The sequence below is a fragment of the Blautia sp. AM29-29 genome (assembly GCF_003480555.1).
Taxonomy (GTDB): domain Bacteria; phylum Bacillota; class Clostridia; order Lachnospirales; family Lachnospiraceae; genus Fusicatenibacter; species Fusicatenibacter saccharivorans.
Genome location: NZ_QUJD01000016.1, coordinates 59217 through 86214, shown reverse-complemented (window position 1 = coordinate 86214; position 26998 = coordinate 59217). Strand labels below are relative to the sequence as shown.

General features: G+C 51.1%; 23 protein-coding genes, 1 tRNA gene and 2 other annotated features (1 of these 26 running past the window's edge). Of the genes, 18 read left to right on the top strand and 6 right to left on the bottom strand.

Annotated elements, in window-relative coordinates:
• Positions 1-31: 31 nt before the first annotated feature.
• The 11 genes from DW769_RS12250 (at position 32) to DW769_RS12195 (ending at position 10816) form a co-directional block, all read left to right on the top strand.
• The gene (locus DW769_RS12250) at positions 32-2659 is read left to right on the top strand and encodes a cation-translocating P-type ATPase (RefSeq protein WP_118750436.1); all 2628 of its coding nucleotides are present in this window, start codon (positions 32-34) and stop codon (positions 2657-2659) included.
• A gap of 42 nt (positions 2660-2701) precedes the next feature.
• Positions 2702-2936 (top strand) — a binding site (T-box leader).
• Between the two features lie 102 nt (positions 2937-3038).
• Positions 3039-3722 carry a serine O-acetyltransferase EpsC gene (gene epsC, locus DW769_RS12245; protein WP_055227154.1) on the top strand — a complete coding sequence of 228 codons (684 nt, stop codon included), beginning with the start codon at positions 3039-3041 and terminating at the stop codon, positions 3720-3722.
• 107 nt (positions 3723-3829) lie between these two features.
• Positions 3830-4189, top strand: a complete 360-nt coding sequence (locus DW769_RS12240) for a Mini-ribonuclease 3 (RefSeq protein WP_055221333.1) — start codon at positions 3830-3832, stop codon at positions 4187-4189.
• A gap of 243 nt (positions 4190-4432) precedes the next feature.
• The gene (gene rlmB / locus DW769_RS12235) at positions 4433-5155 is read left to right on the top strand and encodes a 23S rRNA (guanosine(2251)-2'-O)-methyltransferase RlmB (protein ID WP_055221331.1); all 723 of its coding nucleotides are present in this window, start codon (positions 4433-4435) and stop codon (positions 5153-5155) included.
• Positions 5156-5194: 39 nt separating this feature from the next.
• Complete coding sequence (sigH, locus tag DW769_RS12230; protein ID WP_226906387.1) at positions 5195-5800, top strand: RNA polymerase sporulation sigma factor SigH; 606 nt, start codon at positions 5195-5197, stop codon at positions 5798-5800.
• Between the two features lie 170 nt (positions 5801-5970).
• Positions 5971-6043: transfer RNA gene (locus DW769_RS12225), tRNA-Thr, on the top strand.
• An 85-nt stretch (positions 6044-6128) separates the two neighbouring features.
• On the top strand, positions 6129-6695 hold the full coding sequence (locus DW769_RS12220; protein ID WP_117804329.1) for a chromate transporter: 567 nt from the start codon (positions 6129-6131) through the stop codon (positions 6693-6695).
• Positions 6692-7288, top strand: coding sequence for a chromate transporter (locus DW769_RS12215; RefSeq protein WP_118666966.1), 597 nt, complete (start codon positions 6692-6694; stop codon positions 7286-7288). The genes DW769_RS12220 and DW769_RS12215 overlap by 4 nt, the downstream gene beginning before the upstream one ends.
• On the top strand, positions 7267-7560 hold the full coding sequence (locus tag DW769_RS12210) for an AAA family ATPase (protein WP_117760565.1): 294 nt from the start codon (positions 7267-7269) through the stop codon (positions 7558-7560). Before DW769_RS12215 ends, DW769_RS12210 begins: the two co-directional genes overlap by 22 nt.
• Before the next feature lie 347 nt (positions 7561-7907).
• Entirely contained in the window at positions 7908-9296 is a 1389-nt protein-coding gene (locus tag DW769_RS12200) for an MATE family efflux transporter (RefSeq protein ID WP_117804325.1), read from the top strand.
• Between the two features lie 347 nt (positions 9297-9643).
• Positions 9644-10816 carry an NAD(P)-dependent malic enzyme gene (locus DW769_RS12195; protein WP_055267479.1) on the top strand — a complete coding sequence of 391 codons (1173 nt, stop codon included), beginning with the start codon at positions 9644-9646 and terminating at the stop codon, positions 10814-10816.
• Between the two features lie 113 nt (positions 10817-10929).
• On the opposite strand, the gene DW769_RS12190 is transcribed toward DW769_RS12195, so the two are convergent.
• Positions 10930-12342, bottom strand: coding sequence for an aspartate ammonia-lyase (locus DW769_RS12190; RefSeq protein ID WP_055221302.1), 1413 nt, complete (start codon positions 12340-12342; stop codon positions 10930-10932).
• Positions 12343-12632: 290 nt separating this feature from the next.
• On the opposite strand from DW769_RS12190, the gene DW769_RS12185 reads away from it, so the two are divergent.
• The 3 genes from DW769_RS12185 to pdxR all read left to right on the top strand — a co-directional run bounded on the left by DW769_RS12185 (position 12633) and on the right by pdxR (position 16439).
• Entirely contained in the window at positions 12633-13121 is a 489-nt protein-coding gene (locus tag DW769_RS12185; protein ID WP_243105454.1) for an Lrp/AsnC family transcriptional regulator, read from the top strand.
• A 151-nt stretch (positions 13122-13272) separates the two neighbouring features.
• A complete protein-coding gene (locus DW769_RS12180; RefSeq protein ID WP_022463080.1) occupies positions 13273-14946 on the top strand; it encodes a glutamine--tRNA ligase/YqeY domain fusion protein in 1674 nt (557 codons plus the stop codon).
• Between the two features lie 86 nt (positions 14947-15032).
• Positions 15033-16439: a MocR-like pyridoxine biosynthesis transcription factor PdxR gene (pdxR, locus tag DW769_RS12175; RefSeq protein ID WP_118750435.1), complete on the top strand. Its 1407-nt coding sequence runs from the start codon at positions 15033-15035 to the stop codon at positions 16437-16439.
• Positions 16440-16536: 97 nt separating this feature from the next.
• On the opposite strand, the gene pepF is transcribed toward pdxR, so the two are convergent.
• The 3 genes from pepF to DW769_RS12160 all read right to left on the bottom strand — a co-directional run bounded on the left by pepF (position 16537) and on the right by DW769_RS12160 (position 19743).
• On the bottom strand, positions 16537-18339 hold the full coding sequence (gene pepF / locus DW769_RS12170; protein WP_199688482.1) for an oligoendopeptidase F: 1803 nt from the start codon (positions 18337-18339) through the stop codon (positions 16537-16539).
• 82 nt (positions 18340-18421) lie between these two features.
• Entirely contained in the window at positions 18422-18778 is a 357-nt protein-coding gene (locus tag DW769_RS12165; protein WP_118601413.1) for a hypothetical protein, read from the bottom strand.
• Positions 18779-18921: 143 nt separating this feature from the next.
• A complete protein-coding gene (locus DW769_RS12160; protein WP_158579822.1) occupies positions 18922-19743 on the bottom strand; it encodes a Cof-type HAD-IIB family hydrolase in 822 nt (273 codons plus the stop codon).
• 173 nt (positions 19744-19916) lie between these two features.
• Between DW769_RS12160 and DW769_RS12155 the strand changes: the two genes are divergently transcribed.
• From DW769_RS12155 to DW769_RS12145, 3 genes are read left to right on the top strand one after another with little or no spacing between them, the layout of a single operon-like run.
• Positions 19917-20585 (top strand): HAD family hydrolase, encoded by a 669-nt coding sequence (locus DW769_RS12155; RefSeq protein WP_055221324.1) that lies wholly within the window; start codon positions 19917-19919, stop codon positions 20583-20585.
• A gap of 23 nt (positions 20586-20608) precedes the next feature.
• Complete coding sequence (locus tag DW769_RS12150; protein WP_055221292.1) at positions 20609-20872, top strand: hypothetical protein; 264 nt, start codon at positions 20609-20611, stop codon at positions 20870-20872.
• Between the two features lie 24 nt (positions 20873-20896).
• Positions 20897-22291, top strand: a complete 1395-nt coding sequence (locus tag DW769_RS12145) for an NAD(P)/FAD-dependent oxidoreductase (protein WP_022463087.1) — start codon at positions 20897-20899, stop codon at positions 22289-22291.
• 78 nt (positions 22292-22369) lie between these two features.
• Here the strand turns inward: DW769_RS12145 and DW769_RS12140 are convergent, their stop codons facing one another.
• Complete coding sequence (locus DW769_RS12140) at positions 22370-23191, bottom strand: helix-turn-helix transcriptional regulator (protein ID WP_118750428.1); 822 nt, start codon at positions 23189-23191, stop codon at positions 22370-22372.
• Between the two features lie 161 nt (positions 23192-23352).
• Between DW769_RS12140 and DW769_RS12135 the strand changes: the two genes are divergently transcribed.
• Positions 23353-25368: a beta-galactosidase gene (locus tag DW769_RS12135; RefSeq protein WP_118750427.1), complete on the top strand. Its 2016-nt coding sequence runs from the start codon at positions 23353-23355 to the stop codon at positions 25366-25368.
• A 104-nt stretch (positions 25369-25472) separates the two neighbouring features.
• On the opposite strand, the gene DW769_RS12130 is transcribed toward DW769_RS12135, so the two are convergent.
• Positions 25473-26594 carry a phosphotransferase enzyme family protein gene (locus tag DW769_RS12130; protein WP_022463090.1) on the bottom strand — a complete coding sequence of 374 codons (1122 nt, stop codon included), beginning with the start codon at positions 26592-26594 and terminating at the stop codon, positions 25473-25475.
• 144 nt (positions 26595-26738) lie between these two features.
• Positions 26739-26998, top strand: a binding site (T-box leader); it runs 16 nt beyond the window's last position.

The following is a 26998-nucleotide window of genomic DNA, read 5'->3' as shown; positions in this document are numbered from 1 at the left end:
AAAGCGTTTTCAGAAGAAAGGACGGATGGAAATGAAAGAGTATCTGGAAAAAAGTTCGAAGATTCTTGATGAGTTACAGACAACGGAGCAGGGACTTTCCGAGGCGGAAGCTGCGCGGCGGCTTTCCGAACACGGACCGAACCGGCTGGCGGCGGGAAAAAAGAAGAGCAATCTGCAGCGGTTTTTCGAAGAGCTGAAAGACCCGATGATCCTGATCCTGCTCGCCGCAGCGCTGATTTCCGGCATCACATCGGCGTATGAAGGCGAATCGTACGCTGATGTGGTCATTATTCTCACCGTTGTCATCATTAATGCGGTGCTCGGTGTTCTGCAGGAGAGCAAGGCAGAGAAAGCGATTGAAGCTCTGCAGGAGATCGCGGCAGCCACGTCGAAGGTGATGCGCGGCGGGAAAATGGAAGTGAAAAAGAGCGAGGAGCTCGTACCCGGTGATATTGTAATTCTCGAAGCGGGCGATGCTGTTCCGGCGGATGGCCGTATTTTAGAGAGCGCCAGCATGAAAATCGAGGAAGCAGCGCTGACCGGAGAATCTGTCCCGGTCAATAAAACAGCGGATGTTCTGAACGCCGGCGCAGCCAGCGAGGTTCCGCTCGGGGACCGGAAAAACATGGTCTATATGGGAAGCACCGTTGTCTATGGCCGCGGCCGCGCTGTTATCACCGGAACGGGTATGAAAACCGAGATGGGAAAAATCGCCCATGTTCTGACGCAGTCGGCGGATGAGAGCACACCGTTGCAGAAGCGGCTGAACCAGCTCAGCAAAATCTTAAGCGTGATGGTGCTCGCCATCTGTGCCGTGATTTTCATTGTCGGTATTTTAAAAGAGGGCGTGACGCCGCAGAACATCTTAAATACCTTTATGGTAGCCGTCAGCCTTGCCGTAGCGGCAATTCCGGAAGGACTTGCAGCAGTTGTCACAATCGTGCTTTCCATCGGTGTGACCAAAATGTCAAAGCGGAATGCGGTGATCCGGAAACTGACGGCTGTCGAGACGCTCGGCTGTACGCAGGTGATCTGCTCGGATAAGACAGGAACGCTGACCCAGAATAAGATGACCGTGGTAAAACATGAGGGAAGCGATATAAAACGTCTCGTATCCGTTATGGCACTCTGCTCCGATGCGGAGCCGGACGAAAACGGCGAGGCAGTCGGAGAACCGACGGAATGTGCGTTGGTCAACGATGCGCAGAAAGAGGGATGCCCGAAGAAGAGCCTGTCCGTCCAGTATCCGCGTGTCGGGGAAGCGCCGTTTGATTCGATGCGGAAACGCATGACAACGATCCACCGCGCAAACGACGGAACGTATTTTTCCTGCACAAAAGGCGCACCGGATGAGATTCTGAAGCGGTGTACCTCCGTTTGGCGTGACGGCAGAAAACAGCCGATGACAGAAGCATTCCGGCAGGAAATCCTGTCGCAGAACAAGGCGATGGCAGACCAGGCACTCCGCGTGCTAGCGGCAGCAGGAAGAGCGTGGAACCAGATGCCGTCCTCCCAGGAGCCGGACTTTCTGGAGCAGGATCTCTGCTTTTTAGGACTTTGCGGTATGATTGATCCGGTGCGGCCGGAAGTAGTCGATGCGATCCGGGAATGCCGCGGGGCAGGCATCCGTCCGGTGATGATTACGGGTGACCACAAAGACACAGCGGTTGCTATTGCAAAAGAGCTGGGTATTCTGGAGGCGGGCTGGAAAGCGGTAACGGGAGCCGAGATTGACCAGTTAAGCGATGAGGAGCTTGACCGGAGAATCGAGGAATATGCTGTTTACGCACGCGTCCAGCCGGAGCATAAAGTGCGGATCGTCGATGCGTGGAAGCGGAAAGGCAGAATCACCGCGATGACAGGAGACGGAGTCAACGATGCGCCGTCGATCAAGCGTGCGGATATCGGCATCGGAATGGGCATCACGGGAACGGATGTGACGAAAAACGTGGCAGATATGGTGCTCGCGGACGACAACTTTGCGACGATCATCGTAGCGGTTGAGGAAGGAAGACGAATCTACGATAATATCCGCAAGGCAATTCAGTTCCTTCTGGCATCGAACCTTGCCGAGGTGCTGTCGATTTTCTGCGCGACGCTGATGGGCTTTACGATTTTAAATCCGGTGCATCTGCTCTGGATCAACCTGATTACGGACTGCTTCCCGGCGCTGGCGCTCGGTATGGAGGACGGTGAGGCAGACATCATGAAACGCCCGCCGAGAAATGCGGATGACGGTATTTTTGCGGACGGCCTCGGCTTTGATGTTGCGTTTCAGGGCATCGTGATTACGGTGCTGACGCTGGCGTCCTACTTCATCGGCCACTATCTGGAAGCCGGCCGCTGGGAAATCGTCAACAGCCCGGACGGCATGTCGATGGCGTTTCTGACACTCTCTATGGTGGAAATTTTCCATTCCTTCAATATGAGATCACGGAAAGGTTCTATTTTCCACATGAAGCATCAGAACAAGTATCTGTGGGGCGCGATGGCACTCTCATTTGTCCTCACATCCGCCGTGATTTACATCCCGGTACTGTCGAGTGCGTTCGGTTTTGAGCGGATCAGCGCGTTGGAATATGATGTGGCGATCGGCCTTGGACTGCTTGTCATTCCGGCGGTCGAAATCAGCAAGTGGATCCGGCGGAAATTTGCTTGACAAACGAGAAAAATTTGCATAAACTAGAACAAACGGAAACAGAAAAAGGCTTGGAACGGAAAAAGTAGAAAATCAGAATTGTTTCACAGAGAATGGCAGACAAATGGGGCTGGAAGCTGCCTGAAACGAGGGTTTTTGAAGTGCGTCCGGAAGCTGGCCGGGTGAAGCGGAAAAAGTGGGTAGTCCGGCACGGGTCCTGCACGTTATGCAGAAGAAAAGAAGAGGGCAGGTGTGCCCTTAAAGTAAAGTGGAACCACGGAGCTATTTCGTCTTTATCGGAGATGAAACAGCTCCGTTTTTGAATATTGCCCTTCGGGCAAAAAAGGTGGTAAGAAATAAAAATCTGAAAAAGTCCTGGCAGGAGGCAAGGAGAGGAAAGATGAGTTTTTTCGCGTATTTTAAAGAGGAATTTCAGGTGATTCAGGAGCGGGATCCGGCGATACATTCTCCCATGGAAGTCTTGCTGTATCCTTCATTTCGTGTTATGCTGAAGTACAGACGGGCGCACAAGCTATATCTGAAAGGCCATTACTTTCTGGCCAGGTGGATTTCACAGCGGGCAGCGAGAAAAACCGGTATCGAAATCCATCCGGGTGCGACGATCGGAAAGGGATTGTTTATTGATCATGGTTCTGGTGTGATTATCGGAGAAACAGCCATTATCGGAGACAACGTGACGCTGTATCAGGGCGTGACGCTTGGCGGTAATGGTAAGGAGACCGGGAAACGTCATCCGACGCTGAAGGACAATGTTATGGTCAGCGCCGGTGCGAAGATCATCGGATCGTTTACGATCGGGGAAAACTCCAAAATCGGAGCCGGATCGGTTGTGATCGAGGAGGTTCCGCCGAACTGTACCGTCGTCGGCGTGCCGGGGCACATTGTGAAGCAGAATGATGTGCGGATTCCGAGAAAAAGCATGGATCACATTCATCTGCCGGACCCGATTTTCGAGGATATCAAAGTACTGCAGCAGGAGAATACGGAGCTTACGAACCGTGTGCTCGAGCTGGAGGGCGAGCTGCGTCAGATGAGGAAAAAAGAAAGGACAGAACAGAAGTGACGGAAGTGGGCAAAGAGACAGAAAACGAGGAGCTTTTTCCAGAGGCGGTTTTCGGGGAGAAGGATTATCTTTCGGAGGTATTCGGACTGGAACAGCATGACATCCGCATGTATTCGCCGCTTACGCTGGCCTACATCGGGGATGCTGCGTATGAGATCGTCATCCGCACGATTCTGGTGCGGAAAGCAAATATGCAGGTCAACAAGCTGCACCGCCATGCGGCAGGGCTTGTAAAGGCGGAGAAACAGTCGGCGATGATTGAAATTCTGGAGCCGCTGTTTACCGAAGAGGAAAAACAGATTTATAAAAGAGGCAGAAATGCGAAATCCTATACCAAGGCAAAAAATGCGTCCACGATCGACTACCGCCGGGCAACCGGGTTTGAGGCCGTGATGGGGTATCTGTACCTGAAAGGGGATTACAAGCGGATGATCGACCTGATCCGGGCAGGACTTGGCGAAGTGTGAGAGCAGATAAGATTCAGAAAATAAAAAAGAAGCGGCAGGGCAGTGGGGCTTTTGAAAAAGCAAAAGTTCCCACTGCTTTTGGGACCGCGGAACAGGAATGATATGAGAGAAAACAACAGAAACGACAAGAGAAACTTTGAGAGAAGAGACGGAAAAAAACGTGACTTTAAGGGGAAACGAGATTACCGTGACAGAGACAGAAAACAGGAAGTACAGCAGGCGGATGAGGAGTTTACAGGCGGCATGGTAGAGGGAAGAAACGCTGTCATCGAGGCGTTCCGCTCCGGCAAGACCGTGGACAAGCTGTTCGTCCTTGCAAGCAGCCAGGACGGCCCGATCCGCACGATCATCCGTGAGGCGAAAAAACACGATACCATCATCAATTATGTAGAAAAAGAACGTCTTGACGAGCTGTCCACCACCGGAAAGCATCAGGGTGTCATTGCACAGGTGGCTTCCTACAGTTATGCAACCGTTGAGGACATCCTCGCGCGCGCAGAGGAGAAAGGAGAGCCGCCATTTATCCTTCTGCTGGACGGCATTGAGGATCCGCATAACCTCGGTGCGATCATCCGTACCGCAAACCTGGCAGGCGCACATGGTGTCATCGTGCCGAAGCACCGCGCAGTCGGCCTGACAGCAACCGTTGCCAAAACGTCGGCAGGTGCATTAAATTACACACCGGTGGCAAAGGTGACGAATCTGGTGCAGACCATGGAAATGCTGAAAGAAAAGGGCATCTGGTTTGTCTGCGCGGACATGAACGGACAGAGAATGTATGATCTCGACCTCAAAGGACCGATCGGCCTTGTAATCGGAAATGAGGGAGAGGGTGTCAGCCGTCTGGTGAGAGAAAACTGCGACTTCACAGCCACAATTCCGATGAAAGGCGATATCGACTCTCTGAACGCTTCCGTGGCAGCCGGCGTGCTCGCTTATGAGATTGTAAGACAGAGAAGCTGCTAGAAATTGCGGAAAATCACATTACGCTCCGGCGGAAGAAAGATGAAGGATACAAGAGATATGATGGTGAAAGATTACGATACCTGTACGGATGAGGAGCTGATTGCGCGTCTGCGGGCAGGAGAACGCGAGATTACCGATTATCTGATCGACAAATACAAATCGCTGGTGCGGACCAGGGCGAGGGCGCTGTACCTGGTGGGCGGAGATCACGAGGATCTGATCCAGGAGGGCATGCTCGGACTTTTTAAGGCAGTGCGTGACTACAAACCGGGGAAGGAGGCATCGTTTGCCACCTTCGCCGGCCTGTGCATCGACCGTCAGATGTATTCGGCAGTGGCATCGTCCCAGCGCCAGAAGCATCAGCCGCTGAACAGCTTCGTCTCGTTAAGTGAACCGGTTTCCGAGCAGGAGCTGCGCCTGGTGGACGAGGAGACACCGGAGGAGATCATGATCAGCCGGGAAAACGTAATCGGCATGCATGAGCGGATCAAAGAACGGCTCAGCAAATTTGAGTACCAGGTGCTGGAATTGTATCTGAAAGGGTACGATTATACGCAGATTGCAGAAAAACTTGGAAAGCAGCCGAAGGCAATCGACAATGCACTGCAGAGAATCCGCAGTAAAGTGCGGGAGGTCTGTTCGTGAGATGGAAAAACGACCGAAAAAATTACGGTGAATTGTCAAAAGTGCAGGAAAATCTGTGAACAAATAAAAATTTTCAAATTTGTAGAAAAAACTGTTGACAATTCACTATAGTTTTGATAGAATACCAAATGTAGCAAGGAGCTAACAAAAAAACAAAACAACTTGCGAATGCTGATGTGGCTCAGTCGGTAGAGCGTCGCCTTGGTAAGGCGGAGGTCACGGGTTCGATTCCCGTCATCAGCTTACTTAAGAAAGATCCCGGGAAACCGGGATTTTTTCATTATATAAAAACAACGGGAGACAGATCGGAAAAAACGAGGTGAAAAGAATGGAGTCAAAACGTAAGGTACTGCAGAAGCTGTTCCTTTCCACGCTGTATCTGAGCGCGTTTACGTTCGGAGGCGGGTATGTGATTGTGACGCTGATGAAGAAAAAGTTCGTGGATGAGTACCACTGGATTGAGGAAAATGAGATGCTGGACCTGGTAGCGATTGCACAGTCGTCGCCGGGGCCGATTGCGGTAAACGGAGCGATTGTCGTCGGGTATAAGCTGGCGGGGATGATTGGTGTGCTGGTTTCGATTATTGGAACGATTATTCCGCCGTTTCTGATTATCTCTGTGATTTCGGTCTGCTATCAGGCGTTCCGGGATAATTTTTTCGTGAGCCAGATGCTCGAAGGAATGCAGGCAGGCGTCGGAGCCGTGATTGCATCCGTGACGTATGAGATGGGAGCCGGGGTTGTGAAAGAAAAAGATCCACTGTCGCTGGTGATTCTTGTCTGTGCGTTTGCAGCAGCCTGTTTTTTCAAGGTCAACGTGATTTATATTGTACTGGTCTGCGGTGCCATCGGTGCGGTGCGGACGATTCTGGCGAAACGGAGGGGTGCGAAATGATCTATCTTCAGTTATTTTTAAGCTTTTTCCAGATCGGCCTGTTCAGCTTCGGCGGAGGCTATGCCGCCATGCCGTTGATTCAGGGGCAGGTGGTGCAGGGACACGGCTGGCTGTCGATGTCGGAGTTTACGGATCTGATTACCATCTCCCAGATGACGCCGGGGCCGATCGCAGTCAATTCGGCTACGTTCGTCGGAATTAAAATCGCTGGTGTTCCGGGCGCACTTGCGGCAACGTTTGGCTGTATTCTGCCGTCGTGTATTCTTGTCACATTGCTTGCGAAACTCTATTTAAAATACCGTGAAATGGCAATGCTCCAGGGCATCCTCCGCTCCCTCCGCCCGGCGGTTGTGGCGATGATCGGTTCCGCAGGGATTTCAATTCTGGTCACGGCGTTTTGGAGCAGTGAAGGAGATACCGTGATCCGGCTGGCGCAGACGAACTGGAGTCTTGTCGTGATCTTTATCATCAGCCTCATCCTGCTGCAGAAAGGCAAAAAGAACCCAATCTTTGTGATGGTACTGGCCGGGGTGATGAAGGTGGCAGTGGCGCTGGTGGAAAAATTTGCGGCATGCTGTGGGACGATTTTTTAAATTCAAAGGTGAATGCTTTTCAGGACGTATTAAACTCAAAAATATATATCGATAAAACAGGATTGCTGGAATACACCAACAGTGTGATTGACACAACATCGAAGTTTATCTGCAACAGCCGCCCCAGAAGATTTGGAAAATCGATCACAGCGGATATGATGACTGCGTACTACAGCAGAAGTCTGGATACAGAAGAAATGTTTGAAAAGCTTAATATTGGTCAGGCGGCAAATCAGAAAATACAGGATGAATATCAAACAGCAGATTCTTAATAGGGAAGGTAAACATAGTGTTATACATTATTTTTGATTTTATAATGGCAGTAATTATGTTTATGTCACTTCCTTTTATTATTGGAATAATGGTAGATATCCGCTATCAGGGAATTGGGTGCTTTGCGGCATGGGTAATATGGGGAGTTATGTTTATCTTATTGTTGAGGCTGTTTAATGCTCTGAAATTAAGATGTCAAAAAAAGCCAGAAAAAAGATAAAAAGGATCTTTCTTTCTAAACATGAATCGTGTATAATAAACATTACTGTTCGGGGCCTGCCTGGAGAAATCCAGAAAGGCTCCGATTTATGTCATTTATTTTATACAGCAAGAAAAGGGGGAAACCATGCAGAAACACAGAAAATTTATTGGGAACAAACGGTTTTACCTGATGGTGCTTGGCGTTGCGATGCCGATTATGATTCAGAACGGTATCACCAACTTTGTCAGCCTTCTCGACAACATCATGGTAGGACAGGTCGGCACCGAGCAGATGTCCGGTGTTGCGATCGTCAATCAGCTTCTTTTTATCTATAACCTCTGTATCTTTGGAGGCGTGTCTGGCGCAGGAATCTTCACTGCGCAGTATTTCGGACAGGGCAACGACGAGGGTGTGCGAAACACCTTCCGCTTCAAGCTCTGGATCGGCGTGATCCTGACGGCAGCGGCAATCACTATTTTCCTTGGTGCGCACGAGCCTCTGATTCGTCTCTACCTGACAGGCGATCAGGGAAGCCAGGACATGAATGCGACATTAGCCTATGGCATTTCTTATATGAAGGTCATGCTGGTAGGACTCCCGCCGTTCCTGTTTGTGCAGCTTTATGCCAGCACGCTGCGCGAATGCGGCGAGACAATGCTTCCGATGAAGGCCGGTATTACCGCTGTCTTCGTTAATCTGGTTTTTAACTACATTTTAATCTACGGAAAATTCGGTGCACCGCAGCTCGGCGTTGTCGGCGCGGCAGCCGCAACGGTGCTGTCCCGTTACGTGGAGATGGCGATTGTGCTGATCCGCACGCATGGAAACAAAGAAAAATATCGTTTTACGAAGCATCTGTACCGCACGATCCGTGTTCCGGCGGCTTTGACGAAACAGATCCTCATCAAAGGAACACCGCTGATGCTGAACGAAACGTTCTGGGCCGGCGGCGTTGCGATCCTGATGCAGTGTTACTCCGTGCGTGGACTGAATGTCGTAGCCGCGATGAATATCTCCAACACGATCTCGAACCTGTTCAACGTCGTTTTCATCGCACTCGGCGATTCCGTTGCCATCATCGTCGGACAGCTCCTCGGAGCCGGAAGGATGGAAGAGGCAAAGGATACCGATACGAAGCTGATCACGTTTTCTGTATTACTCTGTATTGTGATCGGCGCGCTGATGGCGCTCGTGGCTCCGCTCTTCCCACGCCTCTACAACACGACGGACGAAGTACGCCACATGGCGGCAATCTTCATCGTGGAAGTGGCCATGTTCATGCCGGTCAATGCATTCCTGCATGCAAGCTACTTTACCCTGCGCTCCGGTGGAAAAACGATCATCACGTTCCTGTTCGACAGCGTATTCATCTGGGTTGTCAGTGTGCCGGTGGCTTTCTGCCTGAGCCGTTTTACCGGACTTTCGATCTACGCAATCTACTTTATGGTTATGTCGGTTGACCTGATCAAGTGCGTGATTGGATTTGTCCTTGTCAAGAAAGGAGTCTGGCTGCAGAATATTGTGGCGGAGTAAAGAAAAAAATCTGTCTGTTTTCCAGTCTGAAAAGGATGGGAGGCGGGCAGATTTTTTGCTTTATAAAAAACTTTGTTGAATTTTACTGTAAAGCAAAAAAAGCCCTCCGGGCAGGATCGGACTGCGGCTGAGAGAAAGAAAAAGAGTATTTTTGATAAAATTTCGCAAATGAAGCAGCCGTTTTTGGCGGAAAAGTAGAAATTTTTTCATTAATCAAAACACCGGTTGAAATTTAGAGAACGCTTGTTATAATAGGGGTGCAGCGAACAGACATCCCGTGTGACGCGTGAATCTCTCTTCCTATTATTAATGAGACGCAGTCACACATGAAATGGAGGAAAAAAGCGATGGATTACGCAAAAGAATCATTAAAAATGCACTATGAATTACGCGGAAAGCTTGAGGTCACTTCCCGGGCGGCCGTAGATACAAAAGATGCCTTGAGTCTTGCCTATACACCGGGTGTGGCGGCGCCGTGCCTGGAAATTCAGAAAGATGTCAACAAGAGCTACGAGCTGACCAGAAGATGGAACACGGTAGCTGTTGTTACAGATGGAACCGCAGTTCTCGGACTTGGAGATATCGGCCCGGAGGCCGGCATGCCGGTCATGGAAGGAAAATGCGTGCTGTTTAAAGAATTCGGTGGTGTCGATGCAATCCCGCTCTGCGTGCGCAGCAAGGATGTGGATGATATTGTCAATACCGTGCGTCTTCTCGCAGGAAGCTTCGGCGGTGTCAACCTGGAGGACATCTCCGCACCGAGATGTTTTGAGATCGAGAAGAAATTAAAGGAATGCTGTGATATTCCGATTTTCCACGATGATCAGCATGGAACAGCCGTGATCACACTGGCCGGTGTCATCAATGCGCTGAAACTGGTTGGAAAGAAACTGGATGAAGTCAAAATTGTTACCTCAGGAGCCGGTGCAGCCGGAATCGCCATTATCCGCCTGCTGATTTCGATGGGTCTCAAAAACGTCATCATGACAGACCGCAAAGGTGCGATTTACGAGGGACGCGACGGCCTCAACCCGATCAAAGAGGAGATGGCGAAGATCACAAACTACAACCATGAGAAGGGCACGCTTGCAGAGGTAATCAAAGGAGCCGATATTTTTATTGGCGTTTCTGCGCCGGGTACGCTCACTCCCGATATGGTACGTACGATGGCAAAAGATCCGATCATCTTTGCCTGCGCAAATCCGACGCCGGAGATTTTCCCGGACGAGGCGAAAGCAGCAGGAGCAGCCGTTGTCAGCACAGGAAGAAGCGATTACCCGAACCAGGTCAACAACGTACTCTGCTTCCCGGGCATCTTCCGCGGAGCGCTCGATGTGAGAGCATCTGATATCAACGACGAAATGAAGGTCGCAGCAGCTTACGCAATTGCCGGTCTGGTAAGCGACGAGGAACTGAATGCAGACTATATCCTCCCGGCAGCCTTTGATCCGCGTGTCAAAGATGCGGTGGCAGCAGCCGTTGCAGAGGCAGCAAGAAAGAGCGGCGTAGCGAGAATTTAAACAGAGTTTGATATAAAAGAAAACGACAGAAAAAGGCTTCCCGGACAGCAAGAAAATCCGGGAAGCCTTTTTGCGTATCATTAAGAAATTATGAAGGAAAGCAGCAGTTACATTCAGCCAGCCAGATCGTCTTCTGCCGGCAGTTCCGGTCCGGTCAGAGCGTACGGATCGAGAATGTCGTCGAGCTGTTTCTGTGTCAGCAGTTCGTCTTTCAGAACCAGAGAAGTAACACTCTCGCCCGTCTTCAGCGATTTCTTTGCAATCGAGGCCGCTTTCTGGTATCCGATATACGGGCAGAGCGCCGTTGTGATGCCGACACTCTTCGAAACGAGATCCTCGCACCGTTTCTCATTTGCGGTAATGCCGAGAATACAGTTCTTCACAAGCGTATTCACAGCGCCTGTCATCGAGGTGATGGAAGAGAACAGGGAGTAGAAGACAACCGGTTCAAACGCGTTCAACTCCATCTGGCCAGCCTCAGCCGCCATCGTGATTGTGGTGTCGTTTCCGATGACATGGAAGGCAACCTGTGTCACAACCTCCGGGATAACCGGGTTGATCTTGCCCGGCATAATCGAGGATCCGTTCTGCATCGGCGGCAGGTTGATCTCGCCGAATCCGGTTCGCGGTCCGCTGGACAGCAGGCGCAGGTCGTTGCACATCTTGGAGAGGTTGACGGCGCAGGTCTTTAACGTGTTGGAGATCGTCACAAATCCGTCGAGGTTCTCCGTCGCGTCAAACAGATCGTCCGCCTGCATCAGCGGATAGCCTGTCACAGCAGCGAGGGTCGGCACGATGTGGTGGAGATAGTAATCGGAAGCATTGATCGTCGTACCGATGGCTGTTCCGCCGAGGTTCAGGGTGAACAGCTCTTTTCTGGCGCGTTCGATCCGGCGGATATCACGCTCGATCATCGTTGCGTAAGCGTGGAAGCTCTGGCCGAGACGCATCGGAACAGCGTCCTCAAGCTGGGTTCTTCCCATCTTTAAAATGTGGTCAAATTCCTGGGACTTATCGAGCAGTGCTGCGTGGAGTGACTCGAGCGCATGCAGAAGATCCGGGAGCAGATCGAGCACGGTCAGTTTTCCTGCACTTGGGATAACGTCGTTTGTGGACTGTGCCATGTTGACGTGGTCATTCGGGTGGACAATGGTATAATCACCCTTGGTGCCGCCCAGGATTTCGATGGCGCGGTTTGCGATGACTTCGTTTGCGTTCATATTAGCACTCGTTCCGGCGCCGCCCTGGATGCCGTCAACGATGAACTGGTCTTTTAATTTGCCGGCAATGATTTCATCACAGGCATAGATAATGGCAGCCGCTTTTTCTTCCGGAAGTCTCTGTGCTTCGCGGTTGGAGATGGCAGCTGCCTTTTTAATTTTCGCCAGATTCTGGATCATGACCGGGTGGATCGGCGTTCCCGTGATGGGGAAATTCCGTTTTGCCCGCAGGGACTGTACCCCGTAGTAGGCGTCGGATGGGACTTCAAGGGAACCAATGGAATCTGCTTCAATTCTTGTTTTCATAATAATCTCCTTCTTTCTGCACGCATTGAGTTGTGTATATTGTCTGAAACAATTCTTGCTTTGCCTTTCGATACCGGAAGAATAACACCAGGGCAGAAATTTGTAAATACCGCCGCCGAAGAATTGTGGAATCTTATTTATTTTTGCATTTGATTTTAAATACCAAGGGAAAGAGGCACTTTTACTTATTTTTCGAAAGCAGTTTCCGCGAGGACACGTTTTCGTAGACAAAAAACGGCGAACGTGATATGCTGAACAGTATAAAAGTGAAAAAAACAGGAGAGCAGCGTATGAAACATGAAAAAAGCAGAAACGATGCGATGCGCCATGAGCTCGATCACATCGATGCAAAAATCTTGAATCTCCTTCGGGAAAATGCCAGGATGCCGCTGAAAGAAATCGCGGAACACGTATTTTTATCCTCCCCGGCAGTTTCCGCCAGAATTGAGCGGCTGGAGAAGGAAGGCTACATTACAGGATATCAGGTCAAATTAAATCCGGCGCTTTTGGGATATCCGATCAAAGCGTTCATCAACCTCGAGGTTGAGCCGGTTCAGAAAAAAGAATTTTATCCCTATATTGAAAAGGTCCACAATGTCGTGGAATGTAATTGCGTTACCGGTGATTACTCCATGCTCATTGAGGGCCTTTTTGTTAGTACCATTGAGCTCGACCAGTTTATCGGCGAGCTGCAGCATTTTGGACGGACGCGGACGCAGATCGTGTTCTCGACCTCCGTGGAGCACCGCCAGGTGACCGCACACGAGGCAGAAGAATAGGCACCGGTCCGCTCCGGCGGCTTTGTGTACCGAAAAAAATGCTTTGCAGGAGAATGCTTTTGTGTTATAGTGATAGAATACACAGAGCATTTTGCGCCCTTTTCGGGGCAGTGCTCCAAACGAAAAGATTCGAGGGAGGCCTGACCTTATTATGGAAGAAAAAGAAGTTGTTTCCAAAAATTTTATCGAGCTTGCGATTGACAAAGATCTGGCAGAGGGCGTTTACGACCATGTCTGCACACGATTCCCGCCGGAGCCAAACGGCTATCTTCATATCGGACATGCAAAATCCATCCTGTTAAACTACGGTTTATCACAGGAGTACAACGGAGAGTTCCACATGCGTTTCGATGATACAAACCCGACGAAAGAGAAAACCGAGTTTGTTGATTCCATTAAAGCCGATATCCAGTGGCTTGGTGCAGACTGGAAAGATCATCTGTACTACGCATCCGATTATTTCCCACAGATGTATGAGGCAGCCGTAAAACTGATCAAAAAAGGAAAAGCATTCGTCTGCGATCTGTCCGCAGAGGAGATCCGTGAGTACCGCGGAACCTTAACCGAGCCTGGAAAAGAGAGCCCGTACCGCAATCGTTCCGTAGAGGAAAACCTGGACCTGTTCGAGCGCATGAAAAACGGCGAGTTCGAGGACGGAAGCAAAGTACTCCGTGCGAAAATCGATATGGCATCACCGAACATCAACATGAGAGACCCGGTTATCTACCGTGTAGCCCATATGCATCACCACAGAACCGGCGATACCTGGTGCATCTACCCGATGTACGACTTCGCGCATCCGATCGAGGACGCCATCGAAGGCATTACCCATTCTATCTGTACGCTGGAGTTTGAGGACCACCGTCCGCTGTACGACTGGGTTGTACGCGAGCTGGAATATCCGATGCCGCCGCGCCAGATTGAGTTTGCAAAGCTGTATCTGACCAACGTGGTTACCGGAAAACGTTACATCAAAAAGCTGGTAGAGGACGGCGTGGTAGACGGCTGGGATGACCCGCGTCTCGTATCCATCGCAGCACTCCGCCGCAGAGGCTTTACACCGGAGTCCATCAAGAAATTCGTAGATCTGTGCGGTGTATCAAAAGCAAACAGCTCCGTTGACTATGCGATGCTGGAGTACTGCATCCGCGAGGATCTGAAGCTGAAAAAAGCCCGTACCATGGCAGTCTTAAATCCGGTGAAACTTGTCATCGACAACTATCCGGAAGACCAGATTGAGATGCTGGAAGTACAGAATAACCTCGAGAATCCGGAGCTTGGCAGCCGTCAGGTACCGTTCGGAAGAGAACTGTACATCGAGCGCGAAGACTTCATGGAGGAGCCGGTCCGCAAATACTTCCGTATGTTCCCGGGCAATGAAGTCCGCCTGATGAACGCATACTTCGTCACCTGCACCGGATGCGAGAAAGACGAGAACGGAAATATTACCGTAATCCATGGAACGTACGATCCGGAGTCCAAGGGAGGAAATTCCCCGGACGGAAGAAAAGTAAAAGGAACAATCCACTGGGTAGCAGCAAAGACCGCTGTCAAAGCAGAGTGCCGTCTGTACGAAAACCTGATCGACGAGGAGAAGGGCGTTTACAACGAGGATGGTTCCATGAACCTGAATCCGAATTCCCTGACCGTATTAAAAGAGTGCTATCTGGAGCCGTCTTTAAAAGATGCGAAAGCATATGACAGCTTCCAGTTTGTCAGAAACGGATTCTTCTGTGTAGACGCAAAAGATTCCAAAGAGGATGCGCTGGTGTTCAACCGTATCGTATCTCTGAAGAGCTCTTTCAAGCTGCCGGCAGCGAAATAAATAAGAATTTTGAAATGGAACAGAGCAGCCGCCTGGATGAAACCGACATCCCAAGCGGCTGTTCTTTTTGTCAGGGAGATGGGAAGATGAATGAATTGACGATTTCGCTGGATCCGCATCGGAAGACACCGCTCTATGAGCAGATCTACGGTTTTATCCGCGAGGAAATCCGCGGCGGACGGATCCGTGCAGGGGAGCGGCTGCCGTCGGCGCGGGCGCTTTCGGGCTATCTGTCGGTGAGCCGGAGTACCGTGGATCTGGCGTATGAGCAGCTGGTATCCGAAGGGTATCTGGAGAGTGTGCCGTGCAAAGGCTACTTTGTCTGTGAGATTGAGGGGCTGTACCGCCTCGATGAAAAGAAAGAGGAGACAAAGGAGGATGATGCCGCGGAACAGATGCCGTTCCACTACGATTTTGCCGTGACCGGCACGGCGCCGGGCGGATTTCCGCAGAACAGCTGGAAGAAGATCTCGAAAGAAGTCCTGCTGGACGCAGATGACAGCCTGTTCCAGCTCGGGGATGCGAAGGGCGAGCACGGTCTTCGGGAGGCAATCCGCGACTATCTGCACCACGCACGCGGCGTGAACTGCCGCACAGAGCAGATCATCGTCGGAGCGGGAAATGATTATCTGCTGATGCTGCTTTCGGTGATCTTAGGGCGTGGCCATAAAGTGGCGATGGAAAATCCGACCTACATCAGTGCCTACCGCTGTTTTGCGAAGCTCGGCTATGCGATGTGTACGATTTCGATGGACGAAGCGGGCATGCGGCCGGCGGAGCTGGAAAAAAGCGGGGCGGATCTGGCGTACATCATGCCGTCGCACCAGTTCCCAATGGGCATGGTCATGCCGATGAAGCGGCGGATGCAGCTCCTTGCGTGGGCATCGAGGGAAAATGGGCGGTATCTGATTGAGGATGATTACGACAGTGAATTCCGCTACAAGGGCCGCCCGATCCCGGCACTGCAGGGCAATGACACAGAGGGAAAAGTGATCTATCTTGGAACGTTTTCGCGGGCGATTGCGCCGTCCATCCGCATCAGCTACATGGTGCTGCCGGAGACGCTGCTGCCTGCCTACGAGGAGAACGGAAGATGCTTTTCCGCGACAGTTTCGAAGACGGACCAGAAGATTCTGGAAGAGTTTATGCGGAGCGGCGCGTTCGAGCGCCATCTGAACCGGATGCGTGCACAGTATAAAGGGAAACACGACCTGCTGATCCGGCTTCTGAAGGAGTTTGGGCGGGAGTACACGGTGTCCGGCGAGAATGCGGGAGTCCATGTGCTGGTCCACCTGCCGAGAGGACTTTCCGAAGCGGAGGCGGTGCAGCGGGCAAAAGAGGATGGCGTGCGCGTGTACGGGCTGGAACGGTACTGCATCGGCGCTGCCGCAGATCCCGCACAGGGCGGCACAGTGCTGCTTGGGTACGCCGGGCTTTCTGAGGAGGAGATTGCAGAGGCAGCTGCGATTCTGAAAAAGTGCTGGAATGCGTGAAAAAAGATATGAAAAAAACGGATTGCTTCGCCAGTAACAAAAGCTGACGGAACAATCCGTTTTTACTGTTTGATAGAGAGTTACAATGCGGACAGGATCAGCAGCCCAGCTCTTCGGTCAGCTCGCAGATCTCATCGATGATCGATCCAATCGTCTCGATCGTATCGAGAAGCGGTGCATCCGTCGAGATATCAACGCCGGCCATTTTTGCCAGCTCTTCCGGTGTCTTCGTGCTTCCGGCGGTCAGTACCTTTTTCCAGTCATCGACAGCGGTCTGGCCTTCGGCTTCGATGCGCTTGCAGACCTGTGTGGCAACGGTCAGTCCGGCGCTGTAGGTGTAGGAGTAAAGTCCCATATAGTAATGCGGCTGGCGCATCCAGGTGAGCGCTGCGTCATCGGAAATTTCCACATCATCGCCCCAGAATTTCTGCAGGGTCTCTTTCATAATGCTGCTTAACGTCTCAGCCTGTACGCTGTCGCCGGCATCGATGAGCTTGTAAACCTCGCGCTGGTAAGCAGCCTCCATCAGATGAGTGACGAAGTTATGATAATATGTGTTGCTGATCATACAGCTTAAAACCCAGCGGCGGAACCGTTTGTCCGGGGTCGTTTTCAGCAGATAATGAGCCATAAGAAGCTCGTTCATGGTAGACGGCGCCTCGACAAAATAAGAGGAAACCTCGGTATCGAGAATCGCCTGTGCGCCGTTGCAGAGACGGAAATGGCCGGCGTGGCCGAGTTCATGCGCCAGCGTGAAAACATCTGCCATGCGGTTATTCCAGCTTAAGAGAATAAAGGAACCTTTTCCGTACGGGCTGGCACAGAAGCCGCCGGTGGATTTTCCCTGGTTCTGTGCAAAGTCAACCCAGCGTTTTTTGTAGGCCTCCTGAATCATGGAAACGTAATCATCACCGAGAATGGCAAGACCTTTTTCGATGTACTGTTTTGATTCCTCGATCGTGACAGACGGATCGTACTCCGGGTCGACGGCGATTTTCAGATCGGCGAAGGTCATGCGGTCAAGGTTGTGGACCTTTTTCAGCAGGCGGGCATATTTGCGCATATGCGGAGCCAGGCGGGTGGTGATGAGATCGATCTGGCGGTTGTACAGCTCACGGCTGACCTGCTGCGGGAACAGCAGAGAATCGATGACGGAATCGAAGCCGCGCAGCGTGGCCATGGTCTTTTCTGTCTGCAGCTGGGCATTGTAAGCAGCTGCCGTTACATTTTCGTACTGTCTGATTTTTGCAGAAAAGGCGGAGAATGCACTGCGGCGGATATCGGTGTCTTTTTCGTACTCGTAATTATCCTCAAACAGGGAGTAGCCGAGCGGATATTCTTTTCCGTTTACGGTGAAAGAATCAAATTTCATATCGGCAAGCTTTGCCATGTTGTAGATCTGGTACGGAGCCGAGAAGGTCTGGGACAGAGCGGAAATGGCACGCTCGGTTTCCGGGCTCAGGCGGTGTGCCTTGTTGCGGAGAATCTCGGCGAGATAGCAGCGGTTCGTATCTGACTGCTGCATGGCCTCGTTCAAAACATCCTCGGACTGTTCGGAAAGCTCGCTCTCGATAAAGGTGAGACGGCTGAAAATCTCAGAGATCAGGCTGTTGATGCGGTCGTTGCGCGTCTGGTTTGCACTGTTGTAATAGTCGACAGAAACGGCGAGATCGCAGTAGTTGGCGGTCAGTGTGATCAGACGGTAGACCTCCTGGTAATCGTCGAGGCAGTGGTTGATCGTGGCTGCATCGGTGAGGTTTCCTTTGTAGGATGCTTCCATAGAAAGACTTAATTCTTTCATTTTCTGCGCATCAGCCAGCATGGCCTCCTCGGTTGGATAAATTAAAGACAGGTCCCAGGTAAGTTCTACAGGAACGTCATCGCGTTTTGCAAGTTCCATAACAATCTCCTTTCCATAAAAAAGGGGAGGTTTCCCTCCCCAGGAATTACTTCCTTATGTTTCTATATTCTGTTTTTGGGTTTTATTCTGCGGTTACTTCGCTTTCTTCCTGCGGAGAAACTTCACGATCCGCAGCAGACGGTGTTTCTTCTGCGGCGCCTGCAGTTTCTTCTGTTGTTTCTTCCTCGCAAGAATCCGCTTCATCATCGCCAGATTCCAGATCCGGTGCAGCATCCTCCGCACCTTTCGTTTTCGGAAGGGTCGTATAAGTACGTTCAGCAGGAGCAGGCTCTTCCTCTTCAAATTCGTCTTTAAAATCGTCAAAATCTGTTTCAAGATCTGCTTTTCCTTTCCGGATAAAATAGACTGCCGCACCGCAGGCTGCGCCGACAGCGGCAGAAGCCAGAGTAAGCAGAATACGTTTTGATTTCCGTGACATCTCGATTCAAGTCTCCTTTCAAATGCCGTCCTTTGAAACTATTGTAATACAGTTTCAATAAAAAAGAAAGTAAAATCTTACAGAATTCGGAAAAAGTGCCAAAGAAAACAAGAAAAAGAAGGTTTCCTGACACAGAAACAGAATCAGGCAAGGATAAACTTACGAAGAATCTCCGCCACGCCGCTGTGATTGCAGTCGTTTTCCGTGATATAATCGGCACTCGCCTTTACGGCATCGGTCGCATTTTTCATGGCGGCACCGACGGCAGCTGCCTCGATCATCGAAATATCATTTTCCTGATCTCCGGCAGCCACGGTGTTGGCAAGCGGAATCTGAAGAAGCTCGCAGAGTTTTTTCACGGCATGGCCCTTGGAAACGTGTTCCGGGACATGCTCGAGATAATGCGGGCTGGAGTAGAACATCGAAATTTTTCCTTTTGCCCACGGCTCCATGGCAGCGCGGTAAGCGTCCATTTTTGCACGGTCGTGGAGATCAATCACGATCATCTTGCACGGCTCCTTGGCGAGGTGTTCCGGCAGAAGCGGATCCTCCACAACGGGAATGTGGATTGCCTGCGTGTAAATACGCGTTTCCTCGCCCGCATGGCGGCAGAGAAGAGAGGTGTCGGAGTAGGTGTGGCAGTAGAGGCCTGCCTCCTGCGTTTTTTCAAAGATCACGCGTGCATATTCGAGCGGAATCGTGCGGCGGTACAGCGTTTTCTTTGCCGCGCAGTCGTAAATCAGTCCGCCGTTGAATGCGATGGCATAGCAGCCTTCGCGGTCGAGTCCGAGCTCTTTTAAGATCGGCAGAAAGCCGGAGAGCGGGCGGCCGGTGTTGAACACAATTTTGTGGCCGGCGGCAAGTGCCTCTGAAATGGCATCCATGTTTTCTTTTGTCACCTGCTTTTCGGAATTCAGCAGGGTATCGTCCATATCGGTAAAAAATATTTTCACAGTCTGATTCATATTCTCTATTTTCCTTTCCAAGAATCTGAAAAACAGCTTCATTTTATCACAAAGTGCAGGAAAAGAAAATATGGTTGCGCAGGGAGAAAATACAGGATATAATGATTGCGGACAAGAAGAGAGAGAAGAAAGAAAATCGAAGAACAAAAGAGACAATGAAGGGAAGTCAGAATATGATAAAAGCTTGTATCTTTGACCTGGACGGCACCATCGCAGACACTGTAGAGTCGATTGCGCACGCAGTCAACCGCGTTCTGGAACATTTTGGACTTGTGCCGCGCCCGGTAGAAGCCTTCAACTTTTACGCCGGAGACGGTTTCGATCTGGCAGTGGAGCGCGCTTTAAAAGACGCCGGAGATGCAGAACTCAACTATCTGCAGGAGGGCATCCGCCTTGGCCGCGCGTGGTTCAACGAGGACCCGCTGTATCACGTAAAACCGTATCCTAATATGCGGGAAACCCTGACCGCGCTGCGGGAAGAAGTTCCGATTGCCGTATGTTCCAACAAGCCGCACGAGGCGGCCATCCACGTCGTGGAGAGCGTGTACGGACCGGGCTTTTTCAACCGGATTCAGGGGCAGACCGCAGAAATCCCGAGAAAGCCGTCTCCGATCGGTGCGCTCGCGATTGCAGACGCACTCGGCGCCAGACCGGAAGAGTGCCTGTACTTTGGCGATACCAATACGGATATGCAGACCGGAAACGCCGCAGGCATGTTTACCGTTGGTGTGACGTGGGGATTCCGCCCGCGCCAGGAGCTGATCGACAACCATGCGATGGAGCTGCTCGACCGGCCGGAGGAAATCTTAACGCTTTTTCACAGAAAGAATCAGGAAAAATAAAACGAACAGAGGAGAAAACCAGAATGGGAGAATATACTGAAGAATGCATCAACACATTTTTAATGAATCAGGGCCAGTTATTCGACGAGCCGGTGGCTGAAAATTACGATGAGGCAGAGGCCTTTCTGGAGGACTGCCTTGCAGTCGTTGCCGACAATCTGGACGACGTGCGCGCCTACATGGAAGAAGAGGGCATGGACGTGGAAGAAATGTCGGATGCAGAATTAGAAGAGCAGAGCGAAGTCTTTGCCCTGCCGGACGGCCAGTATCTGATCGTGATGGGATAAAAAACGAGAGGAAATTAAAAAAGAATGAAATATGATGTCATTATTATCGGCGCAGGCCCGTCAGGTATTTTCTGTGCCTATGAACTGCTGAAAGAAAAACCGGATCTGAAGGTGCTGATGATCGAAAAAGGACGTTCGATCGAGAGCCGTCAGTGTCCAAAGAGAAAAACGAAAAAATGCGTGAACTGCAAACCGTGCTCGATCACAACGGGATTTGCCGGAGCAGGCGCATTCTCCGACGGAAAGCTTTCTCTTTCCCCGGATGTCGGTGGAAATCTGCCGGAGATTTTAGGATATGAAAAGACGGTTGAGCTGATCCATGAGTCCGACCAGATCTATCTGGATTTCGGCGCAGACAAGAATGTTTACGGTGTCGATAAAGAAAAAGAGATCCGTGAGATCCGCCGCAGAGCGATCAACGCCAACCTGAAGCTGATCGAATGTCCAATCCGCCATCTCGGAACTGAGGAGGGCTACAAGATTTACAGCCGCCTCGAGGATCACTTAAAAGAGATCGGCGTGGAAATGAAATTCAACACGATGGTCAATGATATTACGATCGAGGACGGCCGTGCGACAGCTGTAACACTTGAGGACGGAACGGTTTACGAGGCAGATGAGATTGTCTCCGCAGTAGGCCGCGAGGGAGCCGACTGGTTCTCACATATCTGCAACGGCCACGGCATCGAGACCGAGGTCGGAACCGTCGATATCGGTGTCCGCGTGGAAGTCCGCGACGAGGTCATGGAGTTCCTGAACAAGAACCTGTACGAGGCAAAACTCGTTTACTATACCCCGACTTTTGACGACAAAGTGCGTACCTTCTGTACGAACCCGTCCGGTGAGGTGGCAACTGAGTATTATGAAAACGGTCTGGCAGTTGTAAACGGTCACGCCTACAAATCCCAGGAGTTCAAGACAAACAACACGAACTTTGCCCTCCTGGTATCCAAGAACTTTACGAAACCATTTAAAACCCCGATCGAGTACGGCAAACAGATCGCACAGCTTTCCAACATGCTCTGCGACGGCAAGATCCTCGTTCAGACGTACGGCGATTTCAAACGCGGAAGAAGAACGACAGAAGAGCGTCTCTGCCGCAATAACCTGATCCCGACCTTAAAAGATGCCGTTCCGGGCGACCTTTCCCTGGTATTCCCGCACCGTATCATGGTCGACATTGCCGAGATGATCGAAGCCCTCGACAAAGTAACACCGGGTATCGCCAGCGATGAGACACTGCTGTACGGCGTAGAAGTCAAATTCTATTCCAACAAAGTTGTCGTAGACAAAGACTTCTGCACCAGCGTCAAAGGCCTCCGCGCCATCGGCGACGGCGCATCCGTAACCCGCGGCCTCCAGCAGGCAAGCGCAAACGGACTGTCGGTTGCGAGAAGCATTCTGAAAAGCATGAAATAAGAGAGAACGAAAAAAGATCCTTCGTCTGTGAAATGAGACGGAGGATCTTTTTTGCGCCGGAAAGAGGGGTGTTTCAGATTATATGCCGTACAGCTTCCGGAACTGCTTCGGCGTTGTCCCGGTCTGCTGGCGGAAAACCGAGATAAAGTAGCTGACATCGCGGTAGCCGCAGAGAGCGGCGATGCCGTCGAGCGTAGTGTAGGGACGGCTGATGAGAAGCTCCTTGGCGCGGCTGATGCGCAGAACGCTGATGTACGAGCGGACAGAGCTGCCGACAAAACGCTGGAACAGGCGTGTCAGATACTGCGGTGTGATATGGAGCTGTTCCGCGAGATCATCCACATTGAGCGGGTTGGAAAGATGACTTTCGATTTCCTGCATTGCCGGGCGGACATACTGGAGATACAGCGGATGCTCCGTCCGGGAAAGGCCGGTGCGGAGCTGGGAAAGGCGTGTCAGGAACTCAAAGCATCCGACGGAGAGCGCAGCATCGTCGATGTCATTTTTCAGAAAATGTGAGTCGATTATGCGGTCAATCCATTCCTGAAACCACGCGCCCTCTGAGGCCGGAACGAAAAGATACGGCGAGACGGCACAGATTTTATAGAGATCATCGGAGAGCTTTCCGTCAAAGGTCAGAAAGGATGTAAACCACATCCCGCTGCCGTCGTTTTCGCGGTATTCATGCGGCACATGCGGAGCAATCAGAACACCATCACCTGGTTTCAGCAAAAGTTCCTGACCTTCGAGGGTCAGCAGCCCTTCGCTGCGTTCCGTCTGAATCCAGTGATATAAGGGGAATCCGTTCGGGCGCACAACGGGCTCCTGCAGCCAGCGGTTGCCGATGCTGTCAGCGGAGAGGGAAAAATCAGAGGCGGATGGTTTAAAAAAAATAGGCATAACAGTCAGTTCCTTTCTGAAAGAAAAGTCTAAAATAAGATTCCGGAATGAGTTTCGAAAATTCATACTTTTTAGACAAGCATATCATACTTTTCTCACAAAGACCAGTATATAATAGAGCCATCAAAACGAGATATCCAAACACAGGAGGAATCAAAAAAATGCAGCCAAAATTCAAAAAAATGTTATACGGAGGAGACTACAACCCAAACCAGTGGCCAAAAGAGATCTGGGATGAGGATATGAAACTTTTCCATCAGGCCGGCATCAACAGCACCACGATCAACGTATTTTCCTGGGCAAAAATCCAGCCGTCCGAGAATGAGTACGACTTTACAGAGCTCGATGAGATCGTAGACACCCTGACAAAAGAGGACGTCCAGATCGTCATGGCAACATCCACCGGCGCACTCCCGGCATGGATGGTACACCGTTATCCGGAAGTGGCAAGAACCGATTTCGAAGGACGCCATCACAAATTCGGTCATCGCCACAATGCCTGCCCGAACAGCCCGGTTTTCCAGAAATATGCAAAACGCCTGGCAGAAAAACTGGCAGAGCGTTACGGCGACAACAAAAACATCGTCTGCTGGCACATCAGCAATGAGTACGGCGGCGAGTGCTACTGCGAGAACTGTGCAAAAGCGTTCCGCGTATGGCTGAAAGACAAATACAAAACACTCGATGAAGTCAACAAGGCATGGAACATGGAGTTCTGGGGCCACACCATCTACGACTGGGACGAGATTGTACCGCCGAACGATCTGGGAGACGGAATGCCATGGGGAAGCGGCACTGCATTTGCAGGAATGTCCCTCGACTACATGCGTTTCAACTCCGACGGCATGCTGAACAACTACAAAATGGAGCGTGACGCGATCCGCAAATACGACAAAGAAACACCGATCACCACAAACCTGATGGGAACGTACAAAGGTCTCGACTACTTCAAGTGGGCAAAAGAAATGGATATCGTATCCTGGGACAACTACCCGAGCTACAATACACCATGGAGCCACGTAGCTATGACCCACGACCTGATGCGCGGCCTCAAAGACGCACCGTTCATGCTGATGGAGCAGACTCCGAGCCAGCAGAACTGGCAGCCGTACAACTCCTTAAAGAAACCGGGCCAGATGCGCGCACAGAGCTATCAGACCGTTGCACACGGCGCAGACACGATTCAGTTCTTCCAGCTGAGAAGAAGCGTCGGCGGATGCGAGAAATTCCATGGTGCTGTTATCGCACACGCAGGAACCGCAGATACCCGTGTCTTCCGTGAGGTAACCCAGCTCGGAAAAGAACTGGAGAAAATCGGAAGCCGTGTGATGGGCTCCGAGAACCACGCAAAAGTCGGCATCATCTTCGACTGGGAAAATTACTGGGCACTGGAGTACACCAGCGGACCGAACCGCGATTTACGTTACGTAGACCAGATCGAGCAGATGTACAATTACTTCTATAACAAGAACATCGCTGTCGATATGATCCCGATCGACGCGGACTTCTCCAAATATGACCTCGTTGCAGCACCGGTTCTTTACATGGTAAAAGACGGTGTGGCAGAGAGCCTGGAGGCTTATGTACAGGCAGGCGGAACTCTCATCACCACCTACATGAGCGGTATCGTCGGACAGTCGGACAACGTTCATCTCGGCGGATACCCGGGACCGCTCAGAAAAATGGCAGGCGTATGGGTAGAAGAGATCGACGCTCTTGCACCGGAGCAGAGAAACAAGATCCGTTTCGCAGACGGAACCGAGGAAGAGTGCCGTCTCGTATGCGACCTGATGCACCTCGAAGGAGCTGAAGAAATCGCACAGTATGAGAGCGATTTCTATGCAGGCATGACTGCTGTTGCAAAAAATCAGTTCGGAAAAGGAACCGTATATTATGTCGGAACCGACCTTTCTGAGAGCGGCCTTGCAAAAGTTCTTGCTATGGCAGCAGACGGCGCAGCCATCCAGCCGGTGATTGGAGAAGCAACAGCACTCGAGATCACAAAACGCCAGGCAGACGGCGAGGATCTGTACTTTATCATCAACTTCAAAGATGAGGAGATTCCGCTTCCGGTAGTCTTCGACGGAAAAGAAGATATCCTGACCGGCGAGAAAGTACAGGGCGGCGAGATGCTGAAGAAATACGATCTGCGGATTGTCAGCGTTCCGAGAGCATAATATAAAACATATTGTATAGTAGAAAGATAACAAAAAAGACACAGCAGGAGGCAGAAAGATACTTCCAGCTGTGTCTTTTTGATGCTGTGAATTTATGCGGGTGCTTAGTGGGAAAACGAAGCCCGTGCGACGATGTTCTCCATCTCGCCCCATTTCTCCTCCATATCCGCTACAAGCGCAATCTGTGTCCGCGCACGTACGAGGTTGTGCTCCGGGTAAGCGGTTTTGAAGTAGGTATCGCCCATCAGGTAATCGGCGAGAAAACGGATGCCGCATTCGAGGGTCATTAATTTTGCACCCATCGGCAGCATTTCGACTTCCGCGCGGGTCAAAGAGCCTGCGCAGCCTGCGAGAAAGCCTTTTGTATAGCTCTCAAAGAGAGGAAGGGAAAGAGACACCTTCGAGACATCCTGTTCGTCCTCAGCGGCCGTATTCGCGCCGAAGCGGATGGAATCGCCGAAGTCAAAGATCGACAGTCCCGGCATAATGGTGTCTAGGTCGATGACGCAGATGCCCTCGCCGGTTTTGTCATCAATCATAATGTTGTTCAGCTTCGTATCGTTGTGCGTTACGCGGAGCGGCAGCTCGCCCGAGGCCTTCATGCGCTCGGCTACGCCGTAATCGTCTGCGTGGTCGAGGAAAAACGCCATCTCATCCGAAACGTTTTTCAGCCGTCCTTTCGGATCCGCCTGTGCCGCCTGTAAAAGCGCCTGGTAGCGGAGCGGTGTGTTGTGGAAATCCGGGATCGTCTCGAAAAGAGAGGCTGACGGAAAATCGGAGAGCATCTGCTGGAAGCGGCCGAAAGCATTACCGGTCTCGTAAAACAGCTTTGGATCTGTCACGGCATCATAGCAGGACGCATCGGAAATAAAGAGAAATGCGCGCCAGAATTCTCCGCGCTCATCGACGAAAAACCAGGCATCGTCTGTCGTCGGAATCAGGTTCAGCGTCTCGCGGAATGGATCTCCTCCTGCGGCTGTGATTTTTTTTCGCAGAAATGATGTTACCTGTGCAATATTCTGCATCAGCTCCGTTGGATTGTGGAAAACGGTGCGGTTCATGCGCTGCAGAATCGATTTGCGGAGGACGCCGTTTTCGGTAGAGCGCACCAGAAACGTATCGTTGATATGGCCGTTCCCGTGCGGCGTCCAGTCTGTAATCGTTCCCGGGAAAGCAAATGCGTGGACAATGGAAGAGAGTTCTTCCTGTGTGTATGTAATCATCATGGGTATAAACTCCTTATTTTAATTAGAAAAACCTGATTAAGTAAAGCACACGCAGGGCGAAAAGTCAAGAAAAGGGCGCGAAACGATTGACAACGAGCGGCATTTCCGACTATAATAGACAGTAATTTAAGAAAAAACAAAACCTAAAATGCAGTGACAGGGAGGAGTACCTGGCGGCGCAAAGCAAAGAGAGGAGATGGCTGGTGAGAATCTCCGTGAGCGTGCCTGCGGAAGTAGCCCTCGAGCAGTGGACTGAACAGAAAAAGCGGACAGCAATGTTTTCCAAGTAGGCTCCAACGTAGTTCCCACGTTACCGGGATGCCGTATCGGATGAAAAAAGTTAAATCCTGTACGGAATGAGCAGAAGTGTATTCTTCTGGAATTCAGGTGGTACCGTGGATGGA

Coding starts and splice junctions, on each gene's coding strand:
- DW769_RS12135 (WP_118750427.1), top strand. CDS start 23,353: ATGCAGCCAAAATTCAAAAAAATGTTATACGGAGGAGACTACAACCCA.
- DW769_RS12195 (WP_055267479.1), top strand. CDS start 9,644: ATGGATTACGCAAAAGAATCATTAAAAATGCACTATGAATTACGCGGA.
- DW769_RS12155 (WP_055221324.1), top strand. CDS start 19,917: ATGATAAAAGCTTGTATCTTTGACCTGGACGGCACCATCGCAGACACT.
- pepF (WP_199688482.1), bottom strand. CDS start 18,339: ATGGAACTTGCAAAACGCGATGACGTTCCTGTAGAACTTACCTGGGAC.
- DW769_RS12250 (WP_118750436.1), top strand. CDS start 32: ATGAAAGAGTATCTGGAAAAAAGTTCGAAGATTCTTGATGAGTTACAG.
- DW769_RS12180 (WP_022463080.1), top strand. CDS start 13,273: ATGGAAGAAAAAGAAGTTGTTTCCAAAAATTTTATCGAGCTTGCGATT.
- DW769_RS12190 (WP_055221302.1), bottom strand. CDS start 12,342: ATGAAAACAAGAATTGAAGCAGATTCCATTGGTTCCCTTGAAGTCCCA.
- DW769_RS12145 (WP_022463087.1), top strand. CDS start 20,897: ATGAAATATGATGTCATTATTATCGGCGCAGGCCCGTCAGGTATTTTC.
- DW769_RS12130 (WP_022463090.1), bottom strand. CDS start 26,594: ATGATGATTACATACACACAGGAAGAACTCTCTTCCATTGTCCACGCA.
- DW769_RS12210 (WP_117760565.1), top strand. CDS start 7,267: ATGCTGTGGGACGATTTTTTAAATTCAAAGGTGAATGCTTTTCAGGAC.
- DW769_RS12240 (WP_055221333.1), top strand. CDS start 3,830: ATGTATTCGCCGCTTACGCTGGCCTACATCGGGGATGCTGCGTATGAG.
- DW769_RS12220 (WP_117804329.1), top strand. CDS start 6,129: ATGGAGTCAAAACGTAAGGTACTGCAGAAGCTGTTCCTTTCCACGCTG.
- DW769_RS12215 (WP_118666966.1), top strand. CDS start 6,692: ATGATCTATCTTCAGTTATTTTTAAGCTTTTTCCAGATCGGCCTGTTC.
- rlmB (WP_055221331.1), top strand. CDS start 4,433: ATGGTAGAGGGAAGAAACGCTGTCATCGAGGCGTTCCGCTCCGGCAAG.
- DW769_RS12200 (WP_117804325.1), top strand. CDS start 7,908: ATGCAGAAACACAGAAAATTTATTGGGAACAAACGGTTTTACCTGATG.
- DW769_RS12160 (WP_158579822.1), bottom strand. CDS start 19,743: ATGAATCAGACTGTGAAAATATTTTTTACCGATATGGACGATACCCTG.
- DW769_RS12140 (WP_118750428.1), bottom strand. CDS start 23,191: ATGCCTATTTTTTTTAAACCATCCGCCTCTGATTTTTCCCTCTCCGCT.
- pdxR (WP_118750435.1), top strand. CDS start 15,033: ATGAATGAATTGACGATTTCGCTGGATCCGCATCGGAAGACACCGCTC.
- sigH (WP_226906387.1), top strand. CDS start 5,195: ATGAAGGATACAAGAGATATGATGGTGAAAGATTACGATACCTGTACG.
- DW769_RS12185 (WP_243105454.1), top strand. CDS start 12,633: ATGAAACATGAAAAAAGCAGAAACGATGCGATGCGCCATGAGCTCGAT.
- DW769_RS12150 (WP_055221292.1), top strand. CDS start 20,609: ATGGGAGAATATACTGAAGAATGCATCAACACATTTTTAATGAATCAG.
- epsC (WP_055227154.1), top strand. CDS start 3,039: ATGAGTTTTTTCGCGTATTTTAAAGAGGAATTTCAGGTGATTCAGGAG.
- DW769_RS12165 (WP_118601413.1), bottom strand. CDS start 18,778: ATGTCACGGAAATCAAAACGTATTCTGCTTACTCTGGCTTCTGCCGCT.